At 43.2% G+C, this 23895-nt stretch carries 21 protein-coding genes; 12 read left to right on the top strand and 9 right to left on the bottom strand.

The features are described from left to right. Window positions 1-44: 44 nt before the first annotated feature. The 5 genes from HUW51_RS12270 (at window position 45) to HUW51_RS12250 (ending at window position 7561) form a co-directional block, all read left to right on the top strand. Window positions 45-2072, top strand: a complete 2028-nt coding sequence (locus HUW51_RS12270) for a thioredoxin domain-containing protein (protein ID WP_185274307.1) — start codon at window positions 45-47, stop codon at window positions 2070-2072. A 402-nt stretch (window positions 2073-2474) separates the two neighbouring features. Continuing rightward, window positions 2475-5003: a replication restart helicase PriA gene (gene priA / locus HUW51_RS12265; protein WP_228467023.1), complete on the top strand. Its 2529-nt coding sequence runs from the start codon at window positions 2475-2477 to the stop codon at window positions 5001-5003. A gap of 163 nt (window positions 5004-5166) precedes the next feature. Further along, window positions 5167-6231 carry a DUF6588 family protein gene (locus tag HUW51_RS12260; protein WP_185274306.1) on the top strand — a complete coding sequence of 355 codons (1065 nt, stop codon included), beginning with the start codon at window positions 5167-5169 and terminating at the stop codon, window positions 6229-6231. A 98-nt stretch (window positions 6232-6329) separates the two neighbouring features. Continuing rightward, window positions 6330-7079 (top strand): class I SAM-dependent methyltransferase, encoded by a 750-nt coding sequence (locus HUW51_RS12255; RefSeq protein WP_185274305.1) that lies wholly within the window; start codon window positions 6330-6332, stop codon window positions 7077-7079. A gap of 137 nt (window positions 7080-7216) precedes the next feature. Then, entirely contained in the window at window positions 7217-7561 is a 345-nt protein-coding gene (locus HUW51_RS12250) for a Rieske (2Fe-2S) protein (RefSeq protein WP_185274304.1), read from the top strand. A gap of 122 nt (window positions 7562-7683) precedes the next feature. On the opposite strand, the gene HUW51_RS12245 is transcribed toward HUW51_RS12250, so the two are convergent. The 6 genes from HUW51_RS12245 to HUW51_RS12220 all read right to left on the bottom strand — a co-directional run bounded on the left by HUW51_RS12245 (window position 7684) and on the right by HUW51_RS12220 (window position 12673). Continuing rightward, on the bottom strand, window positions 7684-8346 hold the full coding sequence (locus tag HUW51_RS12245) for a peptidylprolyl isomerase (protein ID WP_185274303.1): 663 nt from the start codon (window positions 8344-8346) through the stop codon (window positions 7684-7686). Between the two features lie 86 nt (window positions 8347-8432). Further along, the gene (gene hemC / locus HUW51_RS12240) at window positions 8433-9374 is read right to left on the bottom strand and encodes a hydroxymethylbilane synthase (protein ID WP_185274302.1); all 942 of its coding nucleotides are present in this window, start codon (window positions 9372-9374) and stop codon (window positions 8433-8435) included. Between the two features lie 11 nt (window positions 9375-9385). Further along, on the bottom strand, window positions 9386-10513 hold the full coding sequence (locus HUW51_RS12235) for a DNA polymerase III subunit (protein ID WP_185274301.1): 1128 nt from the start codon (window positions 10511-10513) through the stop codon (window positions 9386-9388). A gap of 118 nt (window positions 10514-10631) precedes the next feature. Next, window positions 10632-10955 (bottom strand): hypothetical protein, encoded by a 324-nt coding sequence (locus HUW51_RS12230; RefSeq protein WP_185274300.1) that lies wholly within the window; start codon window positions 10953-10955, stop codon window positions 10632-10634. A gap of 191 nt (window positions 10956-11146) precedes the next feature. Beyond that, a complete protein-coding gene (locus HUW51_RS12225) occupies window positions 11147-12355 on the bottom strand; it encodes a GlmU family protein (protein WP_185274299.1) in 1209 nt (402 codons plus the stop codon). 72 nt (window positions 12356-12427) lie between these two features. Then, window positions 12428-12673 carry a type B 50S ribosomal protein L31 gene (locus HUW51_RS12220; RefSeq protein WP_185274298.1) on the bottom strand — a complete coding sequence of 82 codons (246 nt, stop codon included), beginning with the start codon at window positions 12671-12673 and terminating at the stop codon, window positions 12428-12430. Between the two features lie 174 nt (window positions 12674-12847). Here HUW51_RS12220 and HUW51_RS12215 point away from each other — a divergent pair, with 174 nt between their 5' ends. The 6 genes from HUW51_RS12215 to HUW51_RS12190 all read left to right on the top strand — a co-directional run bounded on the left by HUW51_RS12215 (window position 12848) and on the right by HUW51_RS12190 (window position 18421). After that, window positions 12848-13378, top strand: a complete 531-nt coding sequence (locus tag HUW51_RS12215; RefSeq protein WP_228467022.1) for a phosphoribosyltransferase family protein — start codon at window positions 12848-12850, stop codon at window positions 13376-13378. 9 nt (window positions 13379-13387) lie between these two features. Then, complete coding sequence (locus tag HUW51_RS12210) at window positions 13388-14071, top strand: alpha/beta hydrolase (RefSeq protein ID WP_185274297.1); 684 nt, start codon at window positions 13388-13390, stop codon at window positions 14069-14071. Window positions 14072-14088: 17 nt separating this feature from the next. Continuing rightward, window positions 14089-14700, top strand: coding sequence for a non-canonical purine NTP diphosphatase (locus tag HUW51_RS12205; RefSeq protein WP_185274296.1), 612 nt, complete (start codon window positions 14089-14091; stop codon window positions 14698-14700). A 166-nt stretch (window positions 14701-14866) separates the two neighbouring features. After that, complete coding sequence (tgt, locus tag HUW51_RS12200; protein WP_185274295.1) at window positions 14867-15997, top strand: tRNA guanosine(34) transglycosylase Tgt; 1131 nt, start codon at window positions 14867-14869, stop codon at window positions 15995-15997. A gap of 228 nt (window positions 15998-16225) precedes the next feature. Beyond that, window positions 16226-17302 (top strand): LptF/LptG family permease, encoded by a 1077-nt coding sequence (locus HUW51_RS12195; RefSeq protein ID WP_185274294.1) that lies wholly within the window; start codon window positions 16226-16228, stop codon window positions 17300-17302. Window positions 17303-17485: 183 nt separating this feature from the next. Next, complete coding sequence (locus HUW51_RS12190) at window positions 17486-18421, top strand: DMT family transporter (RefSeq protein WP_185274293.1); 936 nt, start codon at window positions 17486-17488, stop codon at window positions 18419-18421. Here HUW51_RS12190 and ispE read toward each other — a convergent pair. Then, entirely contained in the window at window positions 18374-19186 is an 813-nt protein-coding gene (gene ispE, locus HUW51_RS12185) for a 4-(cytidine 5'-diphospho)-2-C-methyl-D-erythritol kinase (RefSeq protein ID WP_185274292.1), read from the bottom strand. The two genes, HUW51_RS12190 and ispE, sit on opposite strands and share 48 nt — an antisense overlap. Window positions 19187-19312: 126 nt before the next feature. Here ispE and HUW51_RS12180 point away from each other — a divergent pair, with 126 nt between their 5' ends. Further along, a complete protein-coding gene (locus HUW51_RS12180) occupies window positions 19313-20854 on the top strand; it encodes a glycosyltransferase family 39 protein (protein ID WP_185274291.1) in 1542 nt (513 codons plus the stop codon). 24 nt (window positions 20855-20878) lie between these two features. On the opposite strand, the gene HUW51_RS12175 is transcribed toward HUW51_RS12180, so the two are convergent. Next, on the bottom strand, window positions 20879-22024 hold the full coding sequence (locus tag HUW51_RS12175) for a trans-sulfuration enzyme family protein (RefSeq protein WP_185274290.1): 1146 nt from the start codon (window positions 22022-22024) through the stop codon (window positions 20879-20881). A gap of 229 nt (window positions 22025-22253) precedes the next feature. After that, on the bottom strand, window positions 22254-23840 hold the full coding sequence (locus HUW51_RS12170) for an NAD(P)/FAD-dependent oxidoreductase (protein ID WP_317175626.1): 1587 nt from the start codon (window positions 23838-23840) through the stop codon (window positions 22254-22256). Between the last annotated feature and the right edge of the window lie 55 nt (window positions 23841-23895).

The following is a 23895-nucleotide window of genomic DNA, read 5'->3' as shown; positions in this document are numbered from 1 at the left end:
CCGGCAGCTGTTTGCTGGTTTGCCACATGTAACCGATACTAACTATGAAGAAAGCGAACCGTTTGGTACACGAATCCAGCCCTTATTTGCTACAACATGCTTATAATCCGGTAGATTGGTACCCCTGGGGTGATGAAGCTTTGCAAAAAGCCCAAGAAGAGCAAAAGCCTATTATCGTAAGCATTGGCTATGCCGCTTGCCACTGGTGCCACGTTATGGAACATCAATCGTTCGAGCACGAAGGCATTGCAAAGCTGATGAACGAGCATTTTGTTTGTATTAAGGTAGACCGGGAAGAACGCCCGGATGTAGACCAGATTTACATGGATGCCCTGCATGCGATGGGTTTACAAGGTGGCTGGCCCTTAAACGTTTTTTTAAATTCTGAAGCAAAACCTTTTTACGGGGGTACGTATTTTCCACCGCAAAACTGGGCGCAATTGCTGCAAAATATTGCCAAAGCGTATACCGAAAACCGCGAAGAACTGGACCAATCGGCAGAGCAGTTTGCCGAACACTTAAACATTTCAGATTTACAAAAATACGGCATACAACAAGCTAATTCAGAATTTACCGATCAGGACTTCCGGCTGCTTTACTCTAATTTTAGTTTACGTTTCGAAAAAGAACGTGGTGGCATGGGGCAAGCGCCTAAATTTCCGATGCCGGTAAATTACCTGTTCTTGCTGCGGTACTATCAATACGACAATCATACGGCTGCCCTGGATCACGTAAACTTAACGCTCCGCGAAATGGCTTTTGGTGGTATTTACGACCAGGCTGGTGGCGGCTTTGCCCGGTATTCGGTAGATAGCGAGTGGCTGGTACCCCACTTCGAAAAAATGCTATACGACAATGGCCAACTAATTAGTTTATATTCCGAAGCTTACCAAGTTACCAAAAACCCGCTCTATAAAGAAGTAGTTTACGAAACTATTGCTTTTGTAGAACGCGAACTCATGAGCCCGGAAAATGGATTCTACTCCTCACTGGATGCGGATAGCGAAGGGGAAGAAGGCAAGTTTTACGTTTTTACTAAAGAAGAACTCCAAGAAATTATTGGCGCGGAGGAACCTTTATTTTCGGCTTACTACAACATTCGGGCGGAAGGAAACTGGGAACACAACCTAAACATTCTGCACCGCCGGCAAACCGATGAAGCATTTGCCGCTACACACCAGTTAGAGTTGCCCGTTTTAAAAGAGCTGGTTAAAGGCTGGAAAGAAAAAATAATGCAAGCCCGTTCTAAACGGGTTCGACCGGGCCTGGATGATAAAATTCTTACCTCCTGGAATGCTTTAATGCTGAAAGGCTTAGCCGATGCGTATTATGTTTTTCAGGATGAAAAGTTTCGCCAATTAGCTTTACAGAACGCTTATTTTTTACGGCAAAATATGAAAAACGGGTCAAAGCTGTTCCGGAACTATAAAAACGGAAAAGCCACCATTCCTGCTTTTCTGGAAGATTATGCATTGTTGATTCAGGCTTTCATCCGGCTATACGAAATTACCTTCGACGAAACCTGGCTCAACGAAGCCCATCAGTTAACAAAATATACCCTCCGTAATTTTTACGACGAAACCGAAAGTTTATTCTTTTATACCGATAAAGAAGGCGAACAATTAATTGCCCGTAAAAAAGAAATCATGGACAATGTTATTCCGGCTTCCAACTCGGTATTGGCGGCTAACCTGCATTTTTTAAGCTTGTATTTCGATCAACCAAAGTACGCAGAGATTTCGGAAGCTATGCTGAGCCAGGTAAAACAACTTTTGGTAAAACAACCCTCCCATTTAGCTAACTGGGCTAATGTTTATTATACCAAACTAAAACCTACCGCCGAAATAGCTATTGTGGGCCCAGAAGCACAAAGCTTCCGGAACTCTTTTGCCGATTTTTACTTACCCAATGCCATTTTCGCCGGAACCGAGACCGAGAGCCAATTGCCCTTACTCACCGACCGCCTGGCTTTAGAGGAAGAAACAACCATTTACGTGTGCTTTAATAAAACCTGCCAATTACCCGTAAACAGCGTAGCCGAAGCGCTGGAGCAGTTAGATAAAATTGGGTAAGCAGGTTGCTGGTTGAAAAGTTGGAAGGTTGGAAAGTTTAAAAGTTGCAAGGTTAGGTTGGTGATTGAAAATTGAAAAATTTAAAAAATTCTGATAATTAATGCTGGAGCGGGCGTTTTGCTCGTGCTTATTTGGTTGATAGGCATTAGCAGCATTTACCGGCACAGCTTCAATGGAAAACAACCACCCCTACCCCTCCTAAACTTAGGAGGGGAGCTTGTACCTCAACTTATCGGGTGTCATTCATTTCCCAACCTGTAACTTTCCAACTTTCTAACCTTTCAACTTTCCAACTTTCCAACCTTTCAACTTACCAACCTTCTAACTATTTGGGAAAGATTCGGGATCTTGCGACCTTTGCTTTAGCTGAAAACTCTTCGGCTATTTAAATCAGGAGAACTGTTGAGCCAGCCATTATTATTTCAATCATCAGAACAAGCTACCGAGCGGATAACTTTATTTGCCGACGTTATTCTGCCATTACCTTTACCTAAACTTTACACCTACCGCGTACCCTACGAAATGAACGACGATATCTTCGTGGGAACCCGGGTTATTGTACAGTTTGGGGCCAAGAAAATTTTAAGTTGCATTGTAGCCGATGTGCACGAAACGCCGCCTGCGGGTTATCAGGCCAAATACATTCTGGAAATTATCGATGAAACGCCGGTTGTAACTCCTCCCCAGCTTAAAATTTTTAATTGGATTGCCGAGTATTACATGTGCACCATTGGCGAGGTAATAAACGCAGCTTTACCATCGGCGTTAAAACTAAGCAGCGAGTCGCGCATTCAGTTACACCCGCAGTTTAATCCGGAGTATTCCAAATATCCGCTTTCGGCGGCCGAAGAAAAAATTATATTTGCTTTAGACCAGAATAAAACCCTCACCTTTACCGAGGTAGGTAATCTTCTCCAGATCAATCATTTTCATAAAATAATAAAATCGCTCATCCAAAAAGAGGCTATCATTATTTTTGAAGAAATAGCCGATAAGTACACGCCTAAAGTAGTCAAAAAGCTACGTATATCGCCGTACTTTATTCACGAAGCCGAGATGCTGGAAGAACTCATGAACCAGCTAGCTGCCCGCCCCAAGCAGTTAGACGTGATTCTGAATTACCTGCAAAAAGTACCCGTGCACCAAAATGTACACCTCAACGAAAAAGGCCTGGAGAAAAACGTGCTTACTTCCAGCCCCCATTTATCGTTGTCGGCGATTAATGCTTTAATTAAAAAAGGCATTCTGGAGCAGTTCGAGACAATCGTTTCCCGGTTTCCGGTAGATGATACCAAACCTCTTCCGGCATTTAATTTATCGGTACACCAGTTAGCGGCCCGCGACGAGATTTTAGATTTATTTGAGAGCAAAGATATTGTATTGCTGCACGGAATTACCGGCAGCGGAAAAACCGAAGTTTACATCGACCTGATTAAGAAAGCCCTGGATGGTGGCGGTCAGGTGTTGTATCTACTGCCCGAAATTGCCCTTACGGCGCAAATTGTAACCCGTCTGATTAAAGTGTTTGGCAACCGGTTAGGCGTGTATCATTCGAAGTTCTCCGACAACGAGCGCGTTGAAGTTTGGAACGGAATTTTATCGGGTCGTTTTTCGGTAGTTATCGGGGTGCGGTCAGCCATTTTCCTGCCTTTCCATAATTTATCGCTCATCATTGTAGACGAAGAACACGAATCGTCTTACAAACAATACGAGCCAGCCCCCCGCTACAATGCCCGCGAAGTGGCGCTGATGTTGGCCACTTACCACAAAAGCAAAACTTTACTGGGTTCGGCTACTCCCGCCGTTGAAACTTACTACAACGCCAAAACCGGGAAATGGGGTTTAGTAACCATGAACAAACGTTTTGGCGAGGCGGGATTACCCGAAATTGAACTGGTAGATACGCGCCGGGAAAGCCAGAAAAAAAACATGCACAGTCACTTTTCGCAAAAACTGCTGCATGAAATTGAGCAAAAATTAAAAAAACAAGAACAGGTAATCTTGTTTCAAAACCGGCGGGGCTATGCGCCTTACATTAACTGTCACGACTGCGACTGGATTCCAAAATGTAAAAACTGCGCGGTAAGCCTCTCCTACCATAAATACAATCGCGAGTTGCGATGCCATTACTGCGGCTACCACGAAGGAATGCCGCACGATTGCCCCGCTTGTGGCTCTACCATGATTAAAACCGTAGGTTTTGGCACCGAGAAAATCGAAGATGATTTAAAATTATTACTGCCTGAAGCCAATATCCAGCGGATGGACTTAGATACCACCCGTAGTAAAAACAGCTACCAGCAAATTATTGCGGATTTTGAAGCCAATAACACCAACGTGCTTGTGGGTACCCAAATGGTAACAAAAGGCCTAGATTTTGAAAATGTAAGTTTAGTGGGCATTATCAATGCCGATAGTATTATTAATTACCCGGATTACCGGGCTCACGAACGCGCTTACCAAATGTTTGTGCAGGTAAGCGGCCGGGCTGGCCGCAAAGGCAAAAAAGGCTTGGTAATTATACAAACCGGCAATCCTACACAGGGTATATTCCAAAAAGTAATCGAGAACGATTATTTGGCTTTATACGAATTTGAAATACAGGAACGTCGTAAATTTAATTTCCCGCCGTTTATGCGTGTTATTAAAATTACCGTTAAACACGTGGATGAGAAAATAAACGAGCAAGCCGCGGCAGTATTGGCGAAAGAATTTACTACGCGTTTACCGAAAAACCAGGTGCTTGGCCCGGAAGTGCCTTATATTTTTAAAATTCGGAATTATTACCTCAGCGAAATTCACATTAAACTCGACCGTGAACATACCAGCCTGAAATCGGCTAAACTCTTGATTGCCGATGCCATTAACCAGGTAAAATTAAATAAAGATTTTCGTAACATCCGGGTAGTGGTAGATGTAGACCCCGTATAAAGCTAGAGTTTACATGATAAAAACTGAAATCTTTAAAAAATTTAAATTTCGGAACTTAAAGGAGTAATTAAAGATTAGCAAAAATAACTATTGCGCTAGAATCAAGCACTTTTTTGCTAAATTCCTGTATAATTCATTTTTGTACTTTATCTATCTTCTAAAAATGAGAAAAGTTTATCTTCTTGTTTTAACTATTGGTTTGTTGTTAGTAAAAAACGAGGCTCAAGCCCAATCCGAAACTGCCGAGTTGATAAAGAGCGGCATTGTAAATGCCGAATTATTAGGCAAGGCTTACGGCACTCCTTTAAGTAAGGCTTTTGGTACCGACATAAATACCGGCTGGATTACTACCGGCGAAGCTTTTAAACCCGGTCGGTTTGAGATTAGAATATTCGCCAATGCTACCTTTGTGCCCCAAAAAGACCAGACATTTGATGTTAGTACGCTTGGGTTAAACTCTAACGTTCGGGTGGCCTCGGGCAGTGGTACCCAAGCGCCTACCGTTTTTGGGGCAGATTCGCCTGGCCCTTTGTTAAACGTATATGCCACCCGTCCCGATACAAAACAAGAAGAACAAGTGGCCTCTTTTAATACCCCACAAGGCATTGGAACCAACATTGCCCCTATTCCCATGGCTCAGCTTTCTGTTGGGGTAGTAAAAGGTACAGAATTGATGTTCCGGTTTATTCCCGAAAGCAAGGTGGGCGATTTAAAGCTTAATTTATGGGGTATTGGCATCAAAAATAATGTGAGCCAGTGGCTTCCGGCTTTAAGTGCCTTACCTTTCGATCTTACCGCCGCCGTAGCTTTTTCTTCTTTTAGATCTAATTATGGTTTGCAATTAAACCCTCAGAGCGGCGTAGCTAACCCTAATCCCCTGGATTATTCCAATCAGAAAGTTATTTTTAATTCCAAAGCTATTATGGCCCAGCTAGTTGCTTCTAAAACTATTTCGGTTATTACCGGGTATGCCGGCGTAACCTATAGCCAGAGCCATTCCACTACGGCCATGCGGGGCAATTATCCCGTAACCACTATCCGGGAACAAGCGCCTTACACCAAAGAAATTCAAAATATCACAGATCCGGTAAATATTCCTTTAGATTATAACCAACTAGGGTTAACGGCGGGGTTGCGCTTAAAACTATCTATATTGAGTATTAATGCCGAAGGTACCTGGGCCAAGTACCCAACCGTTTCGGCAGGTATCGGTTTAGGCTTTAATTAAACTGGGAGCTAGTTTTTCAATCTAACAAGGGCATCGGTATATTAGTAATGCAACCCAGTGCGTTGTAAATAACAAGGAACAGTTGCAGCGTACCCACCATGCACGTATTTTTTAAATTAAGCGGGTTTGTTTTAGTTTTTGCGGTAATCAGCCGGTTAGCGGGTTGTAATTACAACAGCCAGGCTACTACTGCTACGCAACGTACCGATTCATTGTATGTGTTTAAACCGCCCATCGACCCGAATGGAATTGGTAAGTACTACCGGGGCCGGCAAATTGCCTATACCATGGATCACGCCGAAGCTAGCTGGCTGGAACGCAGCGAACGCGAAAAAGAAGAACGCACCGATTTACTACTCCCGGCCTTAAACCTTCACCCCACCGATGTAGTAGCCGATATTGGCGCCGGCAGCGGGTACATGACTTTCCGAATTAGCCCTTTAGTACCCAAAGGAAAAGTATTTGCGGTGGATGTGCAGCAGGAATTTTTAAATATGTTGCTGGATAACCGCATTATAAACAACGCTTTTAATGTAGAGCCTGTTCTGGGTACCGTACATAGCCCTAATTTACCCGACCAAAGCGTAGATGTAGCCTTATTGGTAGATGCGTATCATGAGTTTTCGTATCCGCACGAAATGCTGCTTGCAATCAAAAAATCTTTAAAACCCGGCGGGCGCCTGATTTTAGTAGAATACAAAGCCGAAGACCCTTACGTACCCATTAAAGCGCTGCACCGGATGTCGGAGAAACAAGCAGTAAAAGAGGTTACGGGGGTGGGCCTAAAATTTGTAGAAAACCAAAGTATTTTACCTTTACAGCACATTTTGGTTTTCCAAAAAAGGTAAAATTTAAAAAATTAAGGTTTTGTCTCGGTAAGCATAAATGGCAACCGGTTGTTTTAACTTGTAACAATCCCAACTATCTGCTTTATTAAGCCGAATTTTCTAACCCACTACTATCTATATTCTGATTGGGCTTATTTATGACCGAACCAACTCCGAACCAGCAACATAAACTTTTTGATTCTTTAGCCGCAGCCGAACAGGCTTTACCCTTAGGAAAACCCCAGAAGTTATATATTTCTGGTCGGGCAGAAGCTATTTGTTTGGTCAGAACACGAAAAAGCATTTTTGCGGTACAGGATAATTGCCCGCATCTCGGCGAATCGTTAAGTAAAGGTACCGCCAATTACCTCGACGAAGTGGTGTGCCCGTGGCACAGTTACCGCTTTTCTTTGCTTACCGGCCAGGAGTGTAATAACCGCACAACAAACCTAAAAACCTTTGTGGTAGAAGTAAAACCCGATGGTGTTTATCTGCAGGTATAATTAAAAAAAAAACAGGTCAGTGCTGACCCTGACCTGTTTTTTACTACTGAAGCTGATATGACCAGCAACTGGTTTCGCTGATTACTTTTGTTACTCATATTTTAAAGTTGCAGCTATATTATTTAAGCCGGATAAGAGTAACCGTACAGTTTGGCTATTTTTTTCTTTTTTAATTTTTCTACTTTTACCGTCATCCGAATATCGGCCAACGGGCGGTCGCGCGGTCCTTTTGGTTGTTCGGCAATTTTATCAATTACGTCTAAACCACTAATTACCTGGCCAAAAACGGTATACTGATTATCTAAATGCGGTGTACCGGCGTGGTTTTCTACAATGTAAAACTGCGAACCACTCGACTCTCTTTTGGGATTAACATAATCACCTTGCCGGGCAGCGGCCAGGGCACCACGCACGTGCTTAAATTGAGGGTTAAACTCTGCCGGAATCTGGTAGCCGATATCGCCGGCGCCATCATTAGTGGGGTCATCATCCTTCGAGTTTTTATCTCCTCCCTGAATCATAAAATCATCGATAATACGATGAAAAGTGGTGTTATTATAAAATCCCTCTTTCGCCAATTTTAAAAAATTTGCTTTATGCTGAGGCGTTTCGTCGTAGAGTACCACCACCATATTGCCGAACTGCGTGGTTATGGTAACTATATTATCTTTCTTGGGTTTCTTCTTGGCAAAACCCTCGGTGGTACTTGCTCCCAAAAACAAGAGTAAAACAAAGATTTTTAAAATAACTGTACCAATAAGTGAAGTCAGCTTTTGATAAACCATATCCAGATAAAAAATTAAAAATTTTAAAATTTGTATTCAGCTACAATAAGATCATGCCAAATGGATAAGTTAATACCCACTTAACTTTAAGCACGGGCTTTCTTAATAGAATCCAGGATTTCGATACCACCCATACCTAAAATGTTTTGGGCTAATTTTGTTCCTAAAGCATCGGCTTCGTGCGGAGGCGCCTGCAAAGTATCGTTAATCATTTGCTGGCCATTTAAACTGACGATGCCGCCCGTAATTTCCAGGTGCGCGCCGTGCAAAGTAGCCAACGCAAACGACGGAATGCTGCAACCCCCTTCCATGGTGCGCAGAAAAGCGCGTTCAGCAGTTAAACAAATATGCGTGGGTTCATGGTCCAGGCAATTCCGGAGAGCCAGTTTTTTCGATAAAGGCAAATTCTTGGCGCATTCAATGGCAATGCTGCCTTGTCCGGCGGCCGGCACAAATTTATCTTCGGGTAAAACTTCGGTAATTAAATGGCTGTATTGCATCCGGTGTACTCCGGCGTAAGCCAGCAATATCGCATCGTATTGTCCGTCTTTTAATTTCTGCAAGCGCGTTTGCAGGTTGCCCCGGCACTCAGCCGTAATAATATCCGGATAGTAACGCTTGAACAAGGCCCGCCGGCGCGTAGACGATGTACCGATTACAATTTGCTCGCGATCCAGGGTAAAGCTGGAATCAAAAGAAATAACTACGTCGTTAACCTTCTCCCGCTCCATAAAAGCCAGGATCTCTAAATCGTCGGGTAAGGTAGATTGTAAATCTTTGGCGCTGTGCACGGCAATATCTACGGTTCCGTTGCGCAGACTTTCTTCCAATTCTTCGGTAAATACGCCTTTTGCGCCTATTTTATCCAAAGAACGATCGAGCACTAAATCACCTTTGGTCTGGATTATTTCTATTTCTACGTTAAAATTAGCGGCACGTAGTTTTTCCGCTACATGGTGGGTTTGCCAGAGCGCCAGGCGACTGCCACGGGTAGCTATGCGAATGGTATTTTCAGCCGGTTCGGGCATGATAAAAAGTTTTAATTTTGTAATTTTAAAAATCGGGCAATTTGAATAGAAGAATCAATAAAAACCATTTTGGCATTGGCATTCCGTTCGATGTGGTAATGCGCCTGGTTTAATTCTTCAGTTAATAAGGGAGCGTTACTTTCGCGCACCACTTTCGAAAATCTTTGAATAAAATCGCTCTCTGTGGGCGGAATAAAAGAAATTAAGCCGGGATCAATGCCGTATAGTAATACTTTGCGCAAGCTACTTAAAGCATAATGCAAAAAGTTTTTCTGGTTTTCGCGACCCATTTTTTGAAATTCATCGCTTAAATCAACCACCTCCCCAAACTTATTGGCATAGCAATGGCGCATCCATTTCACAAAGAAATCGAAATAATCGTTGGTCATTTCGGCGCTGAGCTGCATCGCCACCTGCAGATTACCTTCGGCTAATAAGGTAACTTGCTGCGCACTGGCAGCGTTGGCTAAACCTTTGCGCGTGAGGTAAGCAATAATTTCTTCGTCAGTAAAGGCGCGTACTTTTACAATTTGCGTGCGCGACAAAATGGTAGCCAGTAATTTATCGTGGCTATTGGCCACCAACAAGAATATTGTATTGGAGGGAGGCTCTTCCAGAAGCTTGAGCAAGGCATTAGCCGCCGCTGGATGCATCAATTCGGGCAGCCAAATTAAAATAATTTTAAAAGTGGCTTCAAACGCTTTTAATGAGGCAAACTTTACCAACTGCCGGCTCTCATCTTTCGAGATGTTACCTTGTTTGTTCTCGGCGCCAATAAACTGCATCCAATCATTTAAACTCTGGTACGGATTAGTTAATACAAACTCCCGCCATTCCGCTAAAAACTTCTGGCTCAAAGCATCCTTGGGCTGCGCTTTGGTGGTAGTTACCGGCATTACAAAATTAACATCCGGATGTATCAGTTTATTTATTTTAACGCAGCTCGCGCACGTACCGCAGGCATCGGCAGCTTGCTTGTTTTCGCAATTCAGATAGGTAGCATAAGCCAAAGCTAAGGCCAGATTAGGGCTTCCTTCCGGGCCTAAAAACAATTGGGCATGCGCCACATGGCGGTTTTTTACCGAGTTTACTAATAATTGTTTGGTGTCGTCGTGCCCCTCTATTTCAGAAAAAAACATGCAATTTAGTTGTTAGTCCGTAGACAATGGTTCAAAGAAAAAATGATGGTGCCTTCTTTCATTGAACTTAATTAATGAGCAGTTATAAACTATGGTCTCTTGTCCATAGACGATAGACTTATTTATTAAATTTTCTTAATCCTAAAATTAACCGGATACAAATAGCAATTAAAGCAACCAGAAACATTAACAGCACAATCATTTTTACTGTTGGTAGCAATAAAATACTACCGGCAATTAACAAACTGATAAAGCCCATGCTGCTTAAGTTATTACCCACAAAAGTAGAAAGCGCTTTTTTATCTTTTACATTTTTTACAATTAAGCCCGGCAACATAATAGATTCTATAGACTGCTTTTTTCTGATATGATTGCCGATCCACCCGAGCAAAATCCCACAAGAGCTAAATACTACCATTAAAATAATACTATTTGGCTGCATGCTGGTCATTTTTAAATTTTTATAATTTCTCCTGACTTAAAATAGGTACTAACGAAAAATATTCTTTCTGATTGCTATACTTTTTAATTAAAACTAAACTATTTATTAAGGATTTAAGATTGGCAAGTTGTATACTAAGCGGCAAAACAAATAGTAGTTAGATTCTTGCCATTCCTTTTTTATCTTAATAATTATCCCTTTTCCCAGGTACGGTATTCTTTGGTTTGCTCGTATACATTGCTCAGAATACTTTTTTCAATTTCGGTGAGTTGGAGTTGGCGGCGTTCCATAGCGCGGGCAGCCGATTCAAAAAATTTCGGCAAGGAGTAAGTTTCCATGCCGGGAGCCCCACCCCAGGTAAAAGAGGGAATAAAATTACGCGGATAACCCGCCCCAAAAACATTAGCACTCACGCCCGTTACGGTACCCGTATTCAGCATGGTATTAATGCCACATTTGGTATGATCGCCCATAATAGATCCGCAGAACTGCAGGCCTGTGTCTTTCATGCCGCCTTTGGCATAATTCCAGAGCTTTACATCGGCATAATTATTCTTCATGTTAGAGGTATTGGTATCGGCTCCTAAATTTACCCACTCGCCCAACACAGAGTTTCCTAAAAAGCCATCGTGGCTTTTATTGGAATAACCAAAAATAACCGAATTGCTAATTTCGCCGCCTACTTTGCAAAAAGGTCCAATGGTAATATCGCCGCGCATTTTGGCGCCCATATTTAACATACTGCCTTCGCCCAATGCAAATGCGCCCCGTATAACGGCACCTTCCTGCACTTCACTATTTTTACCCAGGTAAATTGGGCCACTTTCGGCATTAAGTACTACGGCTCGCAGCTTTACGCCTTCTTCCAGAAACACGTTTTCGGGAGCGTAAACTACTGAATGCGGATCCGTAACTGGACAGCTTTGCCGACCAGCGGTAATTAAATCAAAGTCTGCTTTAATTTGCTTGCCGTTCCGGGTAAATATTTCCCAAACCTCCTGAATAATGGTTACCTCGTCGTTAAAGTTTTTAGGTACGGCGTTGCTGCTGTTGTAAAAATCAGCTAAGGTCTCAAACACCTGATCGTTGCCGTTAAAAGCCAATAACACGTTGTTTTTAAATAAAGCTTTGCCGGGCTTCAGTTTTTTAAGCGCATTCAGCAAATCAGCGTTTGGGCAAACGGCCCCGTTAACGTATAAATTAGCCGTTGGCTTTGGGCTGCAAAGATATTTTTTTTGTAAGTAGGGCTGCGTTAAGTAAGAAACCGCCTGGCCGGTAAACTTTTGCCATTTTTCTGCTATCGTTAAAATCCCGACGCGTATTTCCGCTACCGGGCGGGTAAATGTAAGCGGCAATAAGTTCGGACGAATGATTTTATCGTCGAAAAGAATAATGTTCATAGGGCAAAAATAAAAAAGTCTTCCCGACTTTATTCAGGAAGACTCTATTTAAAATAAAAAAGGATAATTTCCTTATTTTTTTGCGTAACGCTTCTGGAATTTTTCTACCCGACCGGCAGTATCCACGAAAATGTTTTTACCAGTATAAAACGGGTGCGACTCTGATGAAACCTCTACTTTAATTACCGGATAAGTTTTGCCATCTTCCATGGTAATGGTTTCGTTAGAAGTCATGGTAGAGCGGGTAATAAATTTAAAATCGCTGGATGTATCCTGGAACACTACTTCTCTGTAGGTAGGATGAATATCTTTTTTCATTGGTACTTATATGGTTATAAACGAGCTACTTTCGAAATTTAGGATGCAAAATTAAAATATTACGCTCTTATTAACAAGTATTTTCACAAATATAATTGCTATTTTACCTACTATATTTGTGAAAATTGATAAGTTACTTGAGTATTTTTGCAAGCAAATTACCTTAATTGAATTATGATGTTTACCGAACCTGTGAGTTTTAGCCCTAGTTCCTGCATTCTTACCCGCCAGGAAATTATGCAGAAAATTAAGCGTATGGCTTACGAGATTTACGAGAAAAACTTTGAAGAGGAAGTACTCTACTTGGCCGGTATTCACGAAAACGGGTATCAGTTAGCGGAACTGCTGGCTGCTGAACTGCGGCAAATTTCGTCGCTTACCATAAACTTACTGGGCATTACTTTAGATAAAATACGGCCTCTAAGTCAGCCTATCGCCTTGGAACCGGATAATCTTAATTTAGAAGGAAAGGTGGTAATCCTGGTAGACGATGTTTTAAATTCCGGTAAAACCATGGCGTACAGTTTACCCTTGTTTTTAAATGCCGAAGTAAAAAAAATAGAAACAGCCACGCTGATTAACCGGCATAATACCTTGTACCCGATAACGGTTACGTATACTGGTTTATCTTTAGCTACTACCCTGCTGGAGCACATCCGGGTGGTTCTTACGGAAGACGAATCGTACGGTGCTTACCTGATTTAAATAATTTCGTTGCAAAAAGAATTACCGATACTGTATCTTATTCCGGGCCTGGGTGCCGATGCGCGCATGTTTCAGTTACTCCAATTGGATGTTAGCCGATACAACGTGGTGATTCTGGATTGGTTAACTCCTTTTAAGCAAGAATCTTTGGTAAGTTATGCCCAACGAATGGCCAATCAAATTTTGGTAAGTAATCAGCCCATTTTACTTGTGGGGGTATCTTTCGGAGGAATGATAGCCGTAGAAATAAGTAAAATTTTAAAACCAGCCCGTACTATTTTAATTTCAAGTATTAAAACCAGCAACGAATTGCCGGGTTATCTGCGTTTTTTAGGGCAACTAGGCCTACACCCTTATTTGCCTTTACACTGGGTTAAAAAACTGCCTGGGCTTTATAACTGGATATTTGGCGCTAAAACGCCCCTGGAAAAAAAAATTCTTCATCAGATTATTCAAAGCACGGATCTTTCTTTTGTAAAATGGGCTTTTACAGCCATAGTAAACTGGCAAAACCAGGAGCAACCGGCTAACTTGATTCATGTGCACGGTAATCAGGATAAAATTTTTCCGTTATCGTACATTAAAAACCCGGTGGTTTATGCCGGCGAACATTTAATTATTCTGGGTAAAGCCGATGAATTAAGTTCGTTTATAACCCGGGAAGCCAACCGTATATTTTATTCAGAACTCTAAACAACACCAAACAGCTTATGCTTACGATATGTTTTGCCAGCAACAACGCCCACAAGCTAACCGAAATCCGGCAAATTCTGGGCGACCAATTTGATGTGAAGAGCCTGGCGGATATTGGTTGCCACGAAGAATTACCCGAAGAACAAACCACCTTGGAAGGAAATTCGCGACAAAAGGCCGAATACGTTTGGCAAAACTATCACGTAAACTGCTTTGCCGATGACACCGGTCTGGAAGTTCTGGCCTTAAACATGGAACCCGGCGTTTACTCGGCCCGGTACGCGGGTCTGCAGCGCAGCAGCCAGGACAATATAGAGCTACTTTTAAAAAATCTGGCGGGAAAAGAAAACCGGGCTGCCCAATTCCGGACTTCCATTACTTTAATTTTAGATAATAACTTGTTTCAGTTTGATGGGGTGGTGCAAGGCCAGATTACCGAAGAACCCCGAGGCACGCAAGGTTTTGGCTACGACCCCGTATTTATTCCGGAAGGCTACTCCCAAACTTTTGCCGAAATGGATGCTGTTGAAAAAAACCGCATTAGTCACCGAGGCCGAGCGGTTCAGCAACTCGTGGAGTACTTACATATTGTCTTAACCGATCCGAAACCATTGGGCGAAAGACCGTAAAGGTGGAAGGTTTAAATTTACAAAGTTTAAAAGTTGATTTTATAACAGAGAATCAATAACTGTTACTTATAACAATTGCTAAAATTTTAAATTTTTAAAAATTTAGTAATTCAACAATTTAATTAATAAAGCCGTGGTCTATCGACCATAGACTATGTACTAAGAAATGACATTTACTTTAACTGCACACGATAAAGAATCAAAAGCCCGGGCAGGTACGCTTACTACCGCTCACGGAACCATACAAACACCCATATTTATGCCGGTGGGCACGGCCGGCACCGTTAAAGCAGTACACCAACGCGAAATAAAAGAAGACATTCAGGCGCAGATCATTTTAGGCAATACCTACCATTTGTATTTACGCCCCGGTTTACAAACCTTAGAGCAGGCGAGGGGGTTACACCGTTTTAATGGTTGGGATAAACCCATTTTAACCGATAGTGGCGGCTACCAGGTGTATTCCTTGTCGGGTACGCGCAAAATTGTGGAAGAAGGCGTAAAATTTAAATCACACATCGATGGTTCTACGCATTTCTTTTCGCCGGAAAATGTAATGGATATTCAGCGAACCATTGGCGCCGATATTATGATGGCTTTTGATGAGTGTACGCCCTACCCTTGCGAATACAACTACGCCCGCAAATCCATGGACATGACGCACCGCTGGCTCAAGCGCTGCTGCGACCGCTTTGATAATACCGAAGGCAAATACGGTTATGAGCAAAACCTTTTCCCGATCGTACAGGGCAGTACTTTTAAAGACTTACGCGTAAAATCCGCCGAAACGATTGCTTCTTTTAACCGCGCGGGTAATGCCATTGGCGGCTTATCGGTAGGCGAGCCAGCCGAGATGATGTACGAAATGACTGAATTGGTTTGCGATATTTTACCCGCCGATAAACCCCGTTACCTGATGGGCGTGGGTACACCCGCTAATATTCTGGAAAATATTGCTTTGGGCGTTGATATGTTCGACTGCGTATTGCCCACCCGCAATGCCCGCAATGGCATGTTATTTACTACGCAAGGCATTATCAACATCCGCAACGAGAAATGGAAAAACGATTTTTCACCCATCGATGAAACACTAGGTGGTTATGCCAGTACGTTTTACTCCAAAGCGTATTTACGCCACCTGGTGCACAGCGGCGAAATGTTGGGTGCCCAAATTTCCAGTGTGCATAATTTAACGTTTTATTTGTGGCTGGTGAAGCAAGCCCGCGAACAAATTTTGGCCGGCAGTTTCCGGACCTGGAAAGACAAAATGGTGAAAGATTTAATGGTACGGTTGTAGTCGATGGTCGATGGTCCACAGTCAACGTGTAAATTATTAGCTGATCTGTTACTTTACCAGATTATTTCTAGTTACAGGTGATGGTTTAAGACTAATAAATTACTTAAAACTAATTTTGAATGTAGAATCCATAACTTTGCTAGCTCCAAACTTTACAACTTTCTAACTTTTAAACCTGTTAACTGAAAAACAACTTGCAACCTGTAACCTGCAACTTGTAACCCATTTATGAAATTACTTGATAAATATATCCTTCAGAAATACCTAAGCACCTTTGTGTTTGTGGTATTAATTCTGGTGGTAATTATTTGCGTAATCGATTTTACGGAGAAAAACGACGATTTTCTGGAAACCAATCCGCCGTTTAAGTCCATTATTTTCGATTATTATTTGAATCTGATTCCTTTTTACTCTAACATGCTAAGCCCGATTACGGTATTTATTGCTACCGTTTTTGTAACGGCTAAGTTGGCCGGGCGCACCGAAATTGTGGCTATTCTGAGTAGCGGCGTTAGTTTCCGGCGGATGCTGGTGCCCTATGTGATGGGAGCCAGCATTATTGGCGCCTGTACCTTTGCCCTGATTGGCTGGGTTATTCCGAACTCCAATAAAACACGGGTAGCTTTTGAGGTAAAATACATTAAAAAGCCTTACACTTTTGAAGGCCGTAACATTCACTTTAAACTTAACCCCGAATCGTACGCCTACATCGAAAGCTACAACAACACCGCTAATATTGGCTATAAATTTACTTTAGAAACCATTAAAGGCAATGAGCTGCTAGCTAAACTAACCTCCGATGCGATTACCTGGGACGAAAAGAAAAACAAGTGGCACCTGGATAATTACGTACTCCGGAAATTTGAGGGCGACAAAGAAATTACCCGGCAATACGGCCCTTTGGATACTACTTTAAACCTGCTACCTAAAGATTTTGCCAGTACCTACCGGCTCGCCGAAACGCTCACCCTTCCGGAACTGAACAAGTTTATCCAACAGAAAAAAATGCGTGGTGCCGACGATACCGAAATCTACCTGATTGAAAAGTACGAACGCTTTAGTTATCCTTTTGCTATTATTATTTTAACGGTAATTGGAGTAATCTTAAGTTCCCGGAAACGGCGGGGTGGTATTGGCTTGCAGGTAGCGCTCGGATTTACGCTGGCTTTTATTTTTATAATTTTTGTTATTCTAAGTCGCAGCTTGGCGCAAGTCGGTGATGTGAGTCCTTTTCTGGCCTCCTGGATTCCTTCTATTATTTTTACCGGCATTGGTATTATCCTGTACAAAACGGTACCACGTTGATGGTTGCAAGTTACAGGTTGCAGGTTTCAAGTTGTTTAAGGGTTGGAATTTTAAATTTTTTAGGATTCCCATTCAACTTCTTCACTTTCCGGGGATTACTTAAAAGCTAATCCGCAATATAACCATTCAACAATCTAATAATCATGGTCTATCCTCCGTAGACTATCGACTATCAACTAATCAATGGCTTCGTTCCGGCATTATTTAGAACTGCATTTTATTGTATTTGTGTGGGGGTTTACCGCTATCCTGGGCAAGTTAATTTCTATTCCGGCGGTGGAGCTGGTATTTCTCCGCACCTTTATTGCCGCTACTGCTTTAGCAATAATCATAAAGTTTACCGGCAAATCGTACCGCATTGGCCGCAAACCCATCATTAAAATAATTGGCGTAGGTATGATGATAGCGGCGCATTGGATGTTGTTTTTTGCATCGGCACGGGTATCATCTGTTTCTATTTGCCTGGCTGGTATGGCTACCAGTAGTTTATGGACGGCAATTCTGGAACCATTATTTTTTAAAAAGAAAATTAAACCGCACGAAATTGGTTTAGCCTTACTGATATTTTTTGGTTTATACCTGATTTTTCAATTTGAATTTGACCACGCTCTGGGCATATTAATGGGCGTTGGCTCGGCCATGCTGGGCGCGGCTTTTTCTATTATCAATAGTAGGTTAACCCGTACTTACTCCCCTATTAACATTACCTGCTACGAAATGGTGGGCGCCTGTATAGGAACTGCTTTGTTTATGCCTTTTTACCAGCTTTTCCTGAGTCCGGATAATACCTTGCACTTTGTTTTAACCACCATGGATTGGGTTTACCTACTCACTTTAGCTTTGGTGTGTACGGTTTATCCGTTTACCGGCTCGGTGCGTCTCATGCAACGAATCCCTATCTTTAACATGAACCTGAGCATTAATCTGGAACCCGTCTACGGAATTGTATTTGCCTACTTTATTTTCGGCGAAAGCGAGCACATGTCTACTGGTTTTTACCTGGGGGCATTAATTATTTTGTTCAGCGTGTTTATTCACCCATTTCTGGATCGCCGTTACGAAAGTCGGCAATTACAAAGCACCTTGCCAAACGGCATAGGTGGTGTGGGGCACGAGTAAAGTTTGAGTAAAATCCGGCGAAAAAATACCAAATACCGCCGAGCCGGAACCCGTCATGGAGGTGTAAATAGCTCCGGATTGGTACAGGTATTCTTTTAATTCTGGCAAAACCGGATATTTTAAAAATAAAGCTTTCTCAAAATCATTATCCACCCGGTTTTTCCAGGTAGGAAGCGGTTGTTGCAGTAACTCCCGTAAATTGTCGGCCGGAGCCTGGGGCACTACTTCCCGGTACGCTTCGGCGGTAGTAATATGCAAATCCGGATAAATAACCACGATCTTGTAATTACTTAAATCTAATTTTAACGGTTCAAACACATCGCCTTTCTCAATTGCAAAAACCGGTTTGTTCTGAATAAAAAAAGCGCAATCGCTGCCTAGTTGGCGGGCGTAATTTTCTAAGTCCGGTACGGATATTTCCAGGTTAAACAGGTTATTCAGTAATTTTAAGGTAAACGCTGCATCGGAAGAACCGCCACCCATGCCGGCCCCAATGGGTATATTTTTGTGCAAATGAATGCGAACCGGTTTTAAATTAAAATCTTGTTGCAGCAGGTGGTAAGCCTTTAAACAAAGATTTGTGCTGGCCTTGCCCGGAATGGTTAAGCCGGATGAAGTAAACGCCAGGTTAGTAGCCGGAATAATTTCTAAAGCATCGCACCAGTTTACCGGGTAAAAACAAGACTCCAGGTTCCGGAATCCATCGGGCCGCAAACCGGTAACACGTAAGCCAATGTTTATTTTAGCGTTCGGGAAAGCAATCATTTAAAAACTTTTAGCTCGCAATTTACAAAACTTTAATCCGGTAAAAACCCAATCGCGGCGGCACTTATAATTTTTTAAAAATTTAACGAAAAATGCAGATATTGAGCGGCAAGCTAAGCTCTTGATATGGTACTGAACAACTCTCGCTTTTCTGTTTTACTGCTAGTGCTGGTGCTTATTAAGTTTGCGCTTTCTTATGTGTCGGTGCACCCGGCTTACGAGTTTCAGCGGGACGAGTATTTGTACCTGGATGAAGCGAACCATTTGGCCTGGGGCTTTCTAGAAGTGCCTCCTGCTTTAGCTCTGCAAGCCTGGCTTACCAAAGCCTTAGGAAACCACTGGTACTTGGTGCGGTTTTGGCCGGCATTGTTTGGCGCTTTAACCATGTGGGTAATTGGCTTAACCGTGAAGCGCCTGCAAGGTGGCTGGTTTGCCTTAGCCCTGGCGGGTATTGGCTTTTTAGCTTCGGCCTACCTCCGGATAAATATTTTGTTTCAACCAAATGCGCTGGAATTCCTGTGCTGGTCGGTTTATTTCTATCTGCTTATCAGCTACCTGCAACAACCTAAAAACAAGTACCTGTACCTCTTGGGTTTGTTTATCGGGGTTGGTTTATTGAATAAATATTCCGTCATCTTTTTTCTGGCGGGCGCTCTGCCAATCATTGCTTTATCGCGCTATCGTGTGGTATTTTTAAAACCTGCTTTTTACCTAGCCATTGGTCTTGCGTTTTTAATTTTTCTACCGAACCTTATCTGGCAATGGCAGCATAAATTTCCGGTTTGGCAACACATGCAAGAACTCAAGGCCACCCAGCTAGACTTAGTAAAACCCACTGATTTTTTAAAAGACCAATTACTAATGAGTTTTCCGGGGGCGTTTATATGGTTAGCCGGTTTAATAGCCTTGTTACTGGCCCGCTGGGCCCGGCCTTACGCGGTAGTTGGCTTGATTTACCTGGCAGTTATTGGTATCTTTTTGTGGTTACACGGTAAAAGTTATTATGCCTTAGGTTTATATCCGGTATTATTGGCTTTTGGAGGAGTAGTCTGGGAGAGAATAGTAGCTATGAGATGGCAATTGTTTTTAAAACCGATTTTACTTTTAATACCCCTACTTTTGATAGCTCCTGCTGTGCCGTTACTCCTACCTGTTTTGTCGCCGGAAGCTACGGCTCGTTATTGCCAGAAATTTAAAGCCACTGGTATTTTGCGATGGGAAGACGGGCAGGATCATTTACTCCCACAAGATTACGCCGATATGTTAGGTTGGGAAGAAATGGCCACCTTAGTACGGCAAGCTTACGCGCAGATTCCGGTGGCGGAGCGCGCTGAAACCATTATCTGGTGCGATAATTACGGCGAAGCGGGTGCCGTGAATTATTACAATGCCAAATACCACTTACCCCGCGCCCACAGCACCAATGCCAGTTATTCTTTATGGAGTCCGCCCCGGGTAAATCCGAAAGTTGTTATTTTAGTAAGTGATGAAGCCGCAACTGACTTAATGCCGCATTTTAAATCAACCCAGATTGTTGGCCGGTTGAATAACCCCTTGTACCGCGAATCGGAAACGCACGTGAGTATTTTACGGGAACCAGACCAAGCGCTACTGCAACGCTGGAACGCCGAAATCATCGCTGAACGGCAGAAATTCGGGATGGAATAGCCAGAAATTTAAAATTTTTAAATTTTAGATTGCAGCTAAGGCACTTTCCAATTCCTGAATTAAATCTTCTGCTTCTTCTACCCCCACCGACAACCGAATTAAGCCGAGCGTAATCCTTAATTTCTCCTGTTTTTCGGGGCTAAAAGACCGGTGTGATGTGCGGAGCGGATGCGAGATAGAAGTAGTAACTCCCGCCAGCGAAGGCGCAAACGGAATATGTGGCAAAGCCTGCATAAAAGCGTTCACTTTCTCCAACTCATCGCTAATCTGAAAAGATAACATCCCCCCGAATAAGCCGTTACCTTGTTGCTTAGCCAACTCATGCTGCGGATGATTTTCGAGGCCAGGATAATACACGCGGCGCACTTTAGGATGCTGGCTTAAAAACCGGGCAATTTCTAACGCATTCGCGCTGTGTTGTTTTATACGGAGACGTAAGGTTTTTAGTCCCCGGGCGGCCAGCCACGAATCAAACGGGCTTAAATTTAACCCGTAATACATCACAATTTGCTTAATCCGCTTAGCGGCTTCTTCGCCTTTCGCCACAATTACCCCGGCGGTAACATCGCTGTGCCCGGCTAAATATTTGGTTACGCTGTGCATCACTAAATCGGCGCCTAAGTCTAATGGTCGGGTAATAACCGGCGACGCAAAAGTATTATCAATAATTAACTTAAGCTGATGCTCCCGGCACAGCGTTGCCATGCGGGCAATATCCAGCACCGTTAACAGCGGATTGCTTAAAGTTTCGGCCAGAAGGGCTTTGGTGTTTTGCTGCACGTAGGGTGCTAAATCGTAGGTGTGCTCGGTAGGCACAAAAGTTACGGTAATACCCAAACGCTGTAATTCCTGGTGGAGTAAAGTGGCCGAACCGCCGTAAATTTCTTCGGCGCAAAGCATGTGGTCGCCGGCCTGGCAAAAAGTAAGCACCGCTGTTAAAATCGCCGACATACCCGACGAAGTAACTACCGCCCCATCTCCTTTTTCCAGTTTATTCACTTCAGCGGCCAGTTCATCGGAATTGGGATTTCCAAAACGGCTGTACATGTAATGCTGCCCCGGCTGGTCGAAGTATAATTCCAGTTCGTTTAAATCAGAAAAAGTAAAAACCGAAGTTTGGTAAATGGGGGTTATTTTGGGTTTAATGGGTGCGTGTTCGTTAGCCGACATAATAACTCTTTTTGCTTCGGGGTAAATGTACTCGGAATGTGATTAATATTAAAACTCTATGGAGTTAAAGGACAAAGCTTAATGCCGTAAAAGCAAATTTTTTAATTTTTTCATTTTTGCATCAATAAAAATGGTTGGCTTAATAGTAATCCTTAAAAGCAAGTCCAAAATACTTCTGCATAAAAAAGACTTTCTGTTAATCAGAAAGCCTTCTTTTATCTCTTTAGTTTTATGGAGTTCCTGGTGGTATTTTAAAAGTATTGGGTGCCAGTTGGTTAAAGCTTCCGGTATTAGCTGATGCTACCGATTCGGTAGTTTGAGCCTGCGTGGCGCTTTGCCTCGTATTAGCGGTGGCATTTACCGGGGCAGAAGCAAATTCCGGTTTAACCGGATTAGTTGCAGGTGATGGCGCGTCGGCGGTTTGTGGGTTGTTGTTTACTGTAGGTACTGCCGGCTGCGGCGCTTCGGGTTTGTTGGGGTTGCCTTCCTGCGCCGCAGGCGGTTGCGGGGGCGAGGGTTGTTGTTCTTTCCCATCGCGGGTTTCTTTTAAATACGGCCGGATAATTAAACGCAAAGCGGTATCAAAAGCAAAGTAATTCCATACCCAACCCACAAACGTTACCAGCTTATTCCGGAAGCCAACCAAGGTCATTAAATGCACAAACATCCAAACGAGCCAGGCAAAGAAGCCCCCAAATTTGAATTTTGGTAAATCCACTACGGCCCGGTTACGGCCCACCGTTGCCATTACGCCTTTGTTTTTGTACAAAAATTCGTGGGGCGTTTGGCCAGCCATAATGCGGGGTAAGTTTTCGGCGAGTAACTCGGCCTGCTGAATGGCTACCGGCGCTACCATCGGGTGCCCTCTGGGGAAATCCTTGGTTTCCATGTTGGCAATGTCGCCGATGGCAAAAATATTAGAATAACCAATTACCTGGTTCCAGGTGTTCACATTGATGCGTTTATTCCGGCTCACGGCCTGGTCGGCTAAGCCCGGGATATTGGCGCCAAATACACCGGCGGCCCAAATCATGGTAGAAGCATTAATGGTTTTGCCGCCGCCAAATTTCACCACGTTATTTTCGAAAGATTCTACCGGAGCGCTTAATTCTACGTGTACGCCCATATCTTTCAGGTAATTTAAAGCTTTTTCCTGCGATTCTTTGCTCATGCCGTTGAGTAAAGTGGGTCCGGCTTCAATCAGGTAAATATCCATCATGCTCATATCCAGCTCCGGATAATCTTTCGGCAGTACGTATTTTTTCATTTCAGCCAGGGTGCCGCTTAGCTCCACGCCGGTTGGTCCGCCGCCCACTACCACAATATCCATCAGCGGGTCGCGTTGTTCGGTGCGGCTCATGAGCAAAGCTTTTTCAAAATTTTGAAAAATTAAACTTCGCAGGTTTAAAGCGCTCGGAATGCTTTTAATCTGCATGGCATTTTCTTCGATTTGCTTATTGCCGAAGAAGTTGGTAGCGCTGCCCGAAGAAACCACCAGGTAGTCGTAGCGAATATCGCCGATGGACGTTTGAATCTGATTGATCTCGGGGTGAATAGCCGTTACATCGGCCATCCGGAAATAAAAGTTTTTCTGACCGGTAAAGATTTTCCGGATCGGGTAGGCAATTGAATCGGCCTCGAGGCCACCGGTGGCTACTTGGTACAATAGCGGCTGAAAATTGTGGTAATTATTCCGGTCCACGAGTACAACTTGCACGTTGGCGTGGCGCAAATTTTTGGCAAGCCGCAGTCCGGCAAAACCACAGCCAATAATAACTACCCGCGGCAGATCAGTTTGAGGTATATTAATTTTCATCGGAAATTCAGTTAATTCAACAAACAGGTTAACCCTGACCCTGTTTTAAACTGAA

It is taken from the genome of Adhaeribacter swui (assembly GCF_014217805.1).
In the GTDB taxonomy this organism is placed as follows: domain Bacteria; phylum Bacteroidota; class Bacteroidia; order Cytophagales; family Hymenobacteraceae; genus Adhaeribacter; species Adhaeribacter swui.
The sequence above is the reverse complement of the archived record's forward strand: the minus strand, read 5'-3'. Positions and strand labels throughout refer to the sequence as shown.

Excerpts from the sequence above, each read along its gene's own strand:
- HUW51_RS12230 (WP_185274300.1), bottom strand. The coding sequence starts at position 10,955 with ATGCAGCCAAATAGTATTATTTTAATGGTAGTATTTAGCTCTTGTGGG.
- HUW51_RS12215 (WP_228467022.1), top strand. The coding sequence starts at position 12,848 with ATGATGTTTACCGAACCTGTGAGTTTTAGCCCTAGTTCCTGCATTCTT.
- HUW51_RS12225 (WP_185274299.1), bottom strand. The coding sequence starts at position 12,355 with ATGAACATTATTCTTTTCGACGATAAAATCATTCGTCCGAACTTATTG.
- HUW51_RS12205 (WP_185274296.1), top strand. The coding sequence starts at position 14,089 with ATGCTTACGATATGTTTTGCCAGCAACAACGCCCACAAGCTAACCGAA.
- hemC (WP_185274302.1), bottom strand. The coding sequence starts at position 9,374 with ATGCCCGAACCGGCTGAAAATACCATTCGCATAGCTACCCGTGGCAGT.
- HUW51_RS12260 (WP_185274306.1), top strand. The coding sequence starts at position 5,167 with ATGAGAAAAGTTTATCTTCTTGTTTTAACTATTGGTTTGTTGTTAGTA.
- tgt (WP_185274295.1), top strand. The coding sequence starts at position 14,867 with ATGACATTTACTTTAACTGCACACGATAAAGAATCAAAAGCCCGGGCA.
- HUW51_RS12255 (WP_185274305.1), top strand. The coding sequence starts at position 6,330 with ATGCACGTATTTTTTAAATTAAGCGGGTTTGTTTTAGTTTTTGCGGTA.
- HUW51_RS12250 (WP_185274304.1), top strand. The coding sequence starts at position 7,217 with ATGACCGAACCAACTCCGAACCAGCAACATAAACTTTTTGATTCTTTA.
- HUW51_RS12175 (WP_185274290.1), bottom strand. The coding sequence starts at position 22,024 with ATGTCGGCTAACGAACACGCACCCATTAAACCCAAAATAACCCCCATT.
- ispE (WP_185274292.1), bottom strand. The coding sequence starts at position 19,186 with ATGATTGCTTTCCCGAACGCTAAAATAAACATTGGCTTACGTGTTACC.
- HUW51_RS12195 (WP_185274294.1), top strand. The coding sequence starts at position 16,226 with ATGAAATTACTTGATAAATATATCCTTCAGAAATACCTAAGCACCTTT.
- HUW51_RS12170 (WP_317175626.1), bottom strand. The coding sequence starts at position 23,840 with ATGAAAATTAATATACCTCAAACTGATCTGCCGCGGGTAGTTATTATT.
- HUW51_RS12180 (WP_185274291.1), top strand. The coding sequence starts at position 19,313 with ATGGTACTGAACAACTCTCGCTTTTCTGTTTTACTGCTAGTGCTGGTG.
- HUW51_RS12220 (WP_185274298.1), bottom strand. The coding sequence starts at position 12,673 with ATGAAAAAAGATATTCATCCTACCTACAGAGAAGTAGTGTTCCAGGAT.
- HUW51_RS12270 (WP_185274307.1), top strand. The coding sequence starts at position 45 with ATGAAGAAAGCGAACCGTTTGGTACACGAATCCAGCCCTTATTTGCTA.
- HUW51_RS12245 (WP_185274303.1), bottom strand. The coding sequence starts at position 8,346 with ATGGTTTATCAAAAGCTGACTTCACTTATTGGTACAGTTATTTTAAAA.
- HUW51_RS12190 (WP_185274293.1), top strand. The coding sequence starts at position 17,486 with ATGGCTTCGTTCCGGCATTATTTAGAACTGCATTTTATTGTATTTGTG.
- HUW51_RS12235 (WP_185274301.1), bottom strand. The coding sequence starts at position 10,513 with ATGTTTTTTTCTGAAATAGAGGGGCACGACGACACCAAACAATTATTA.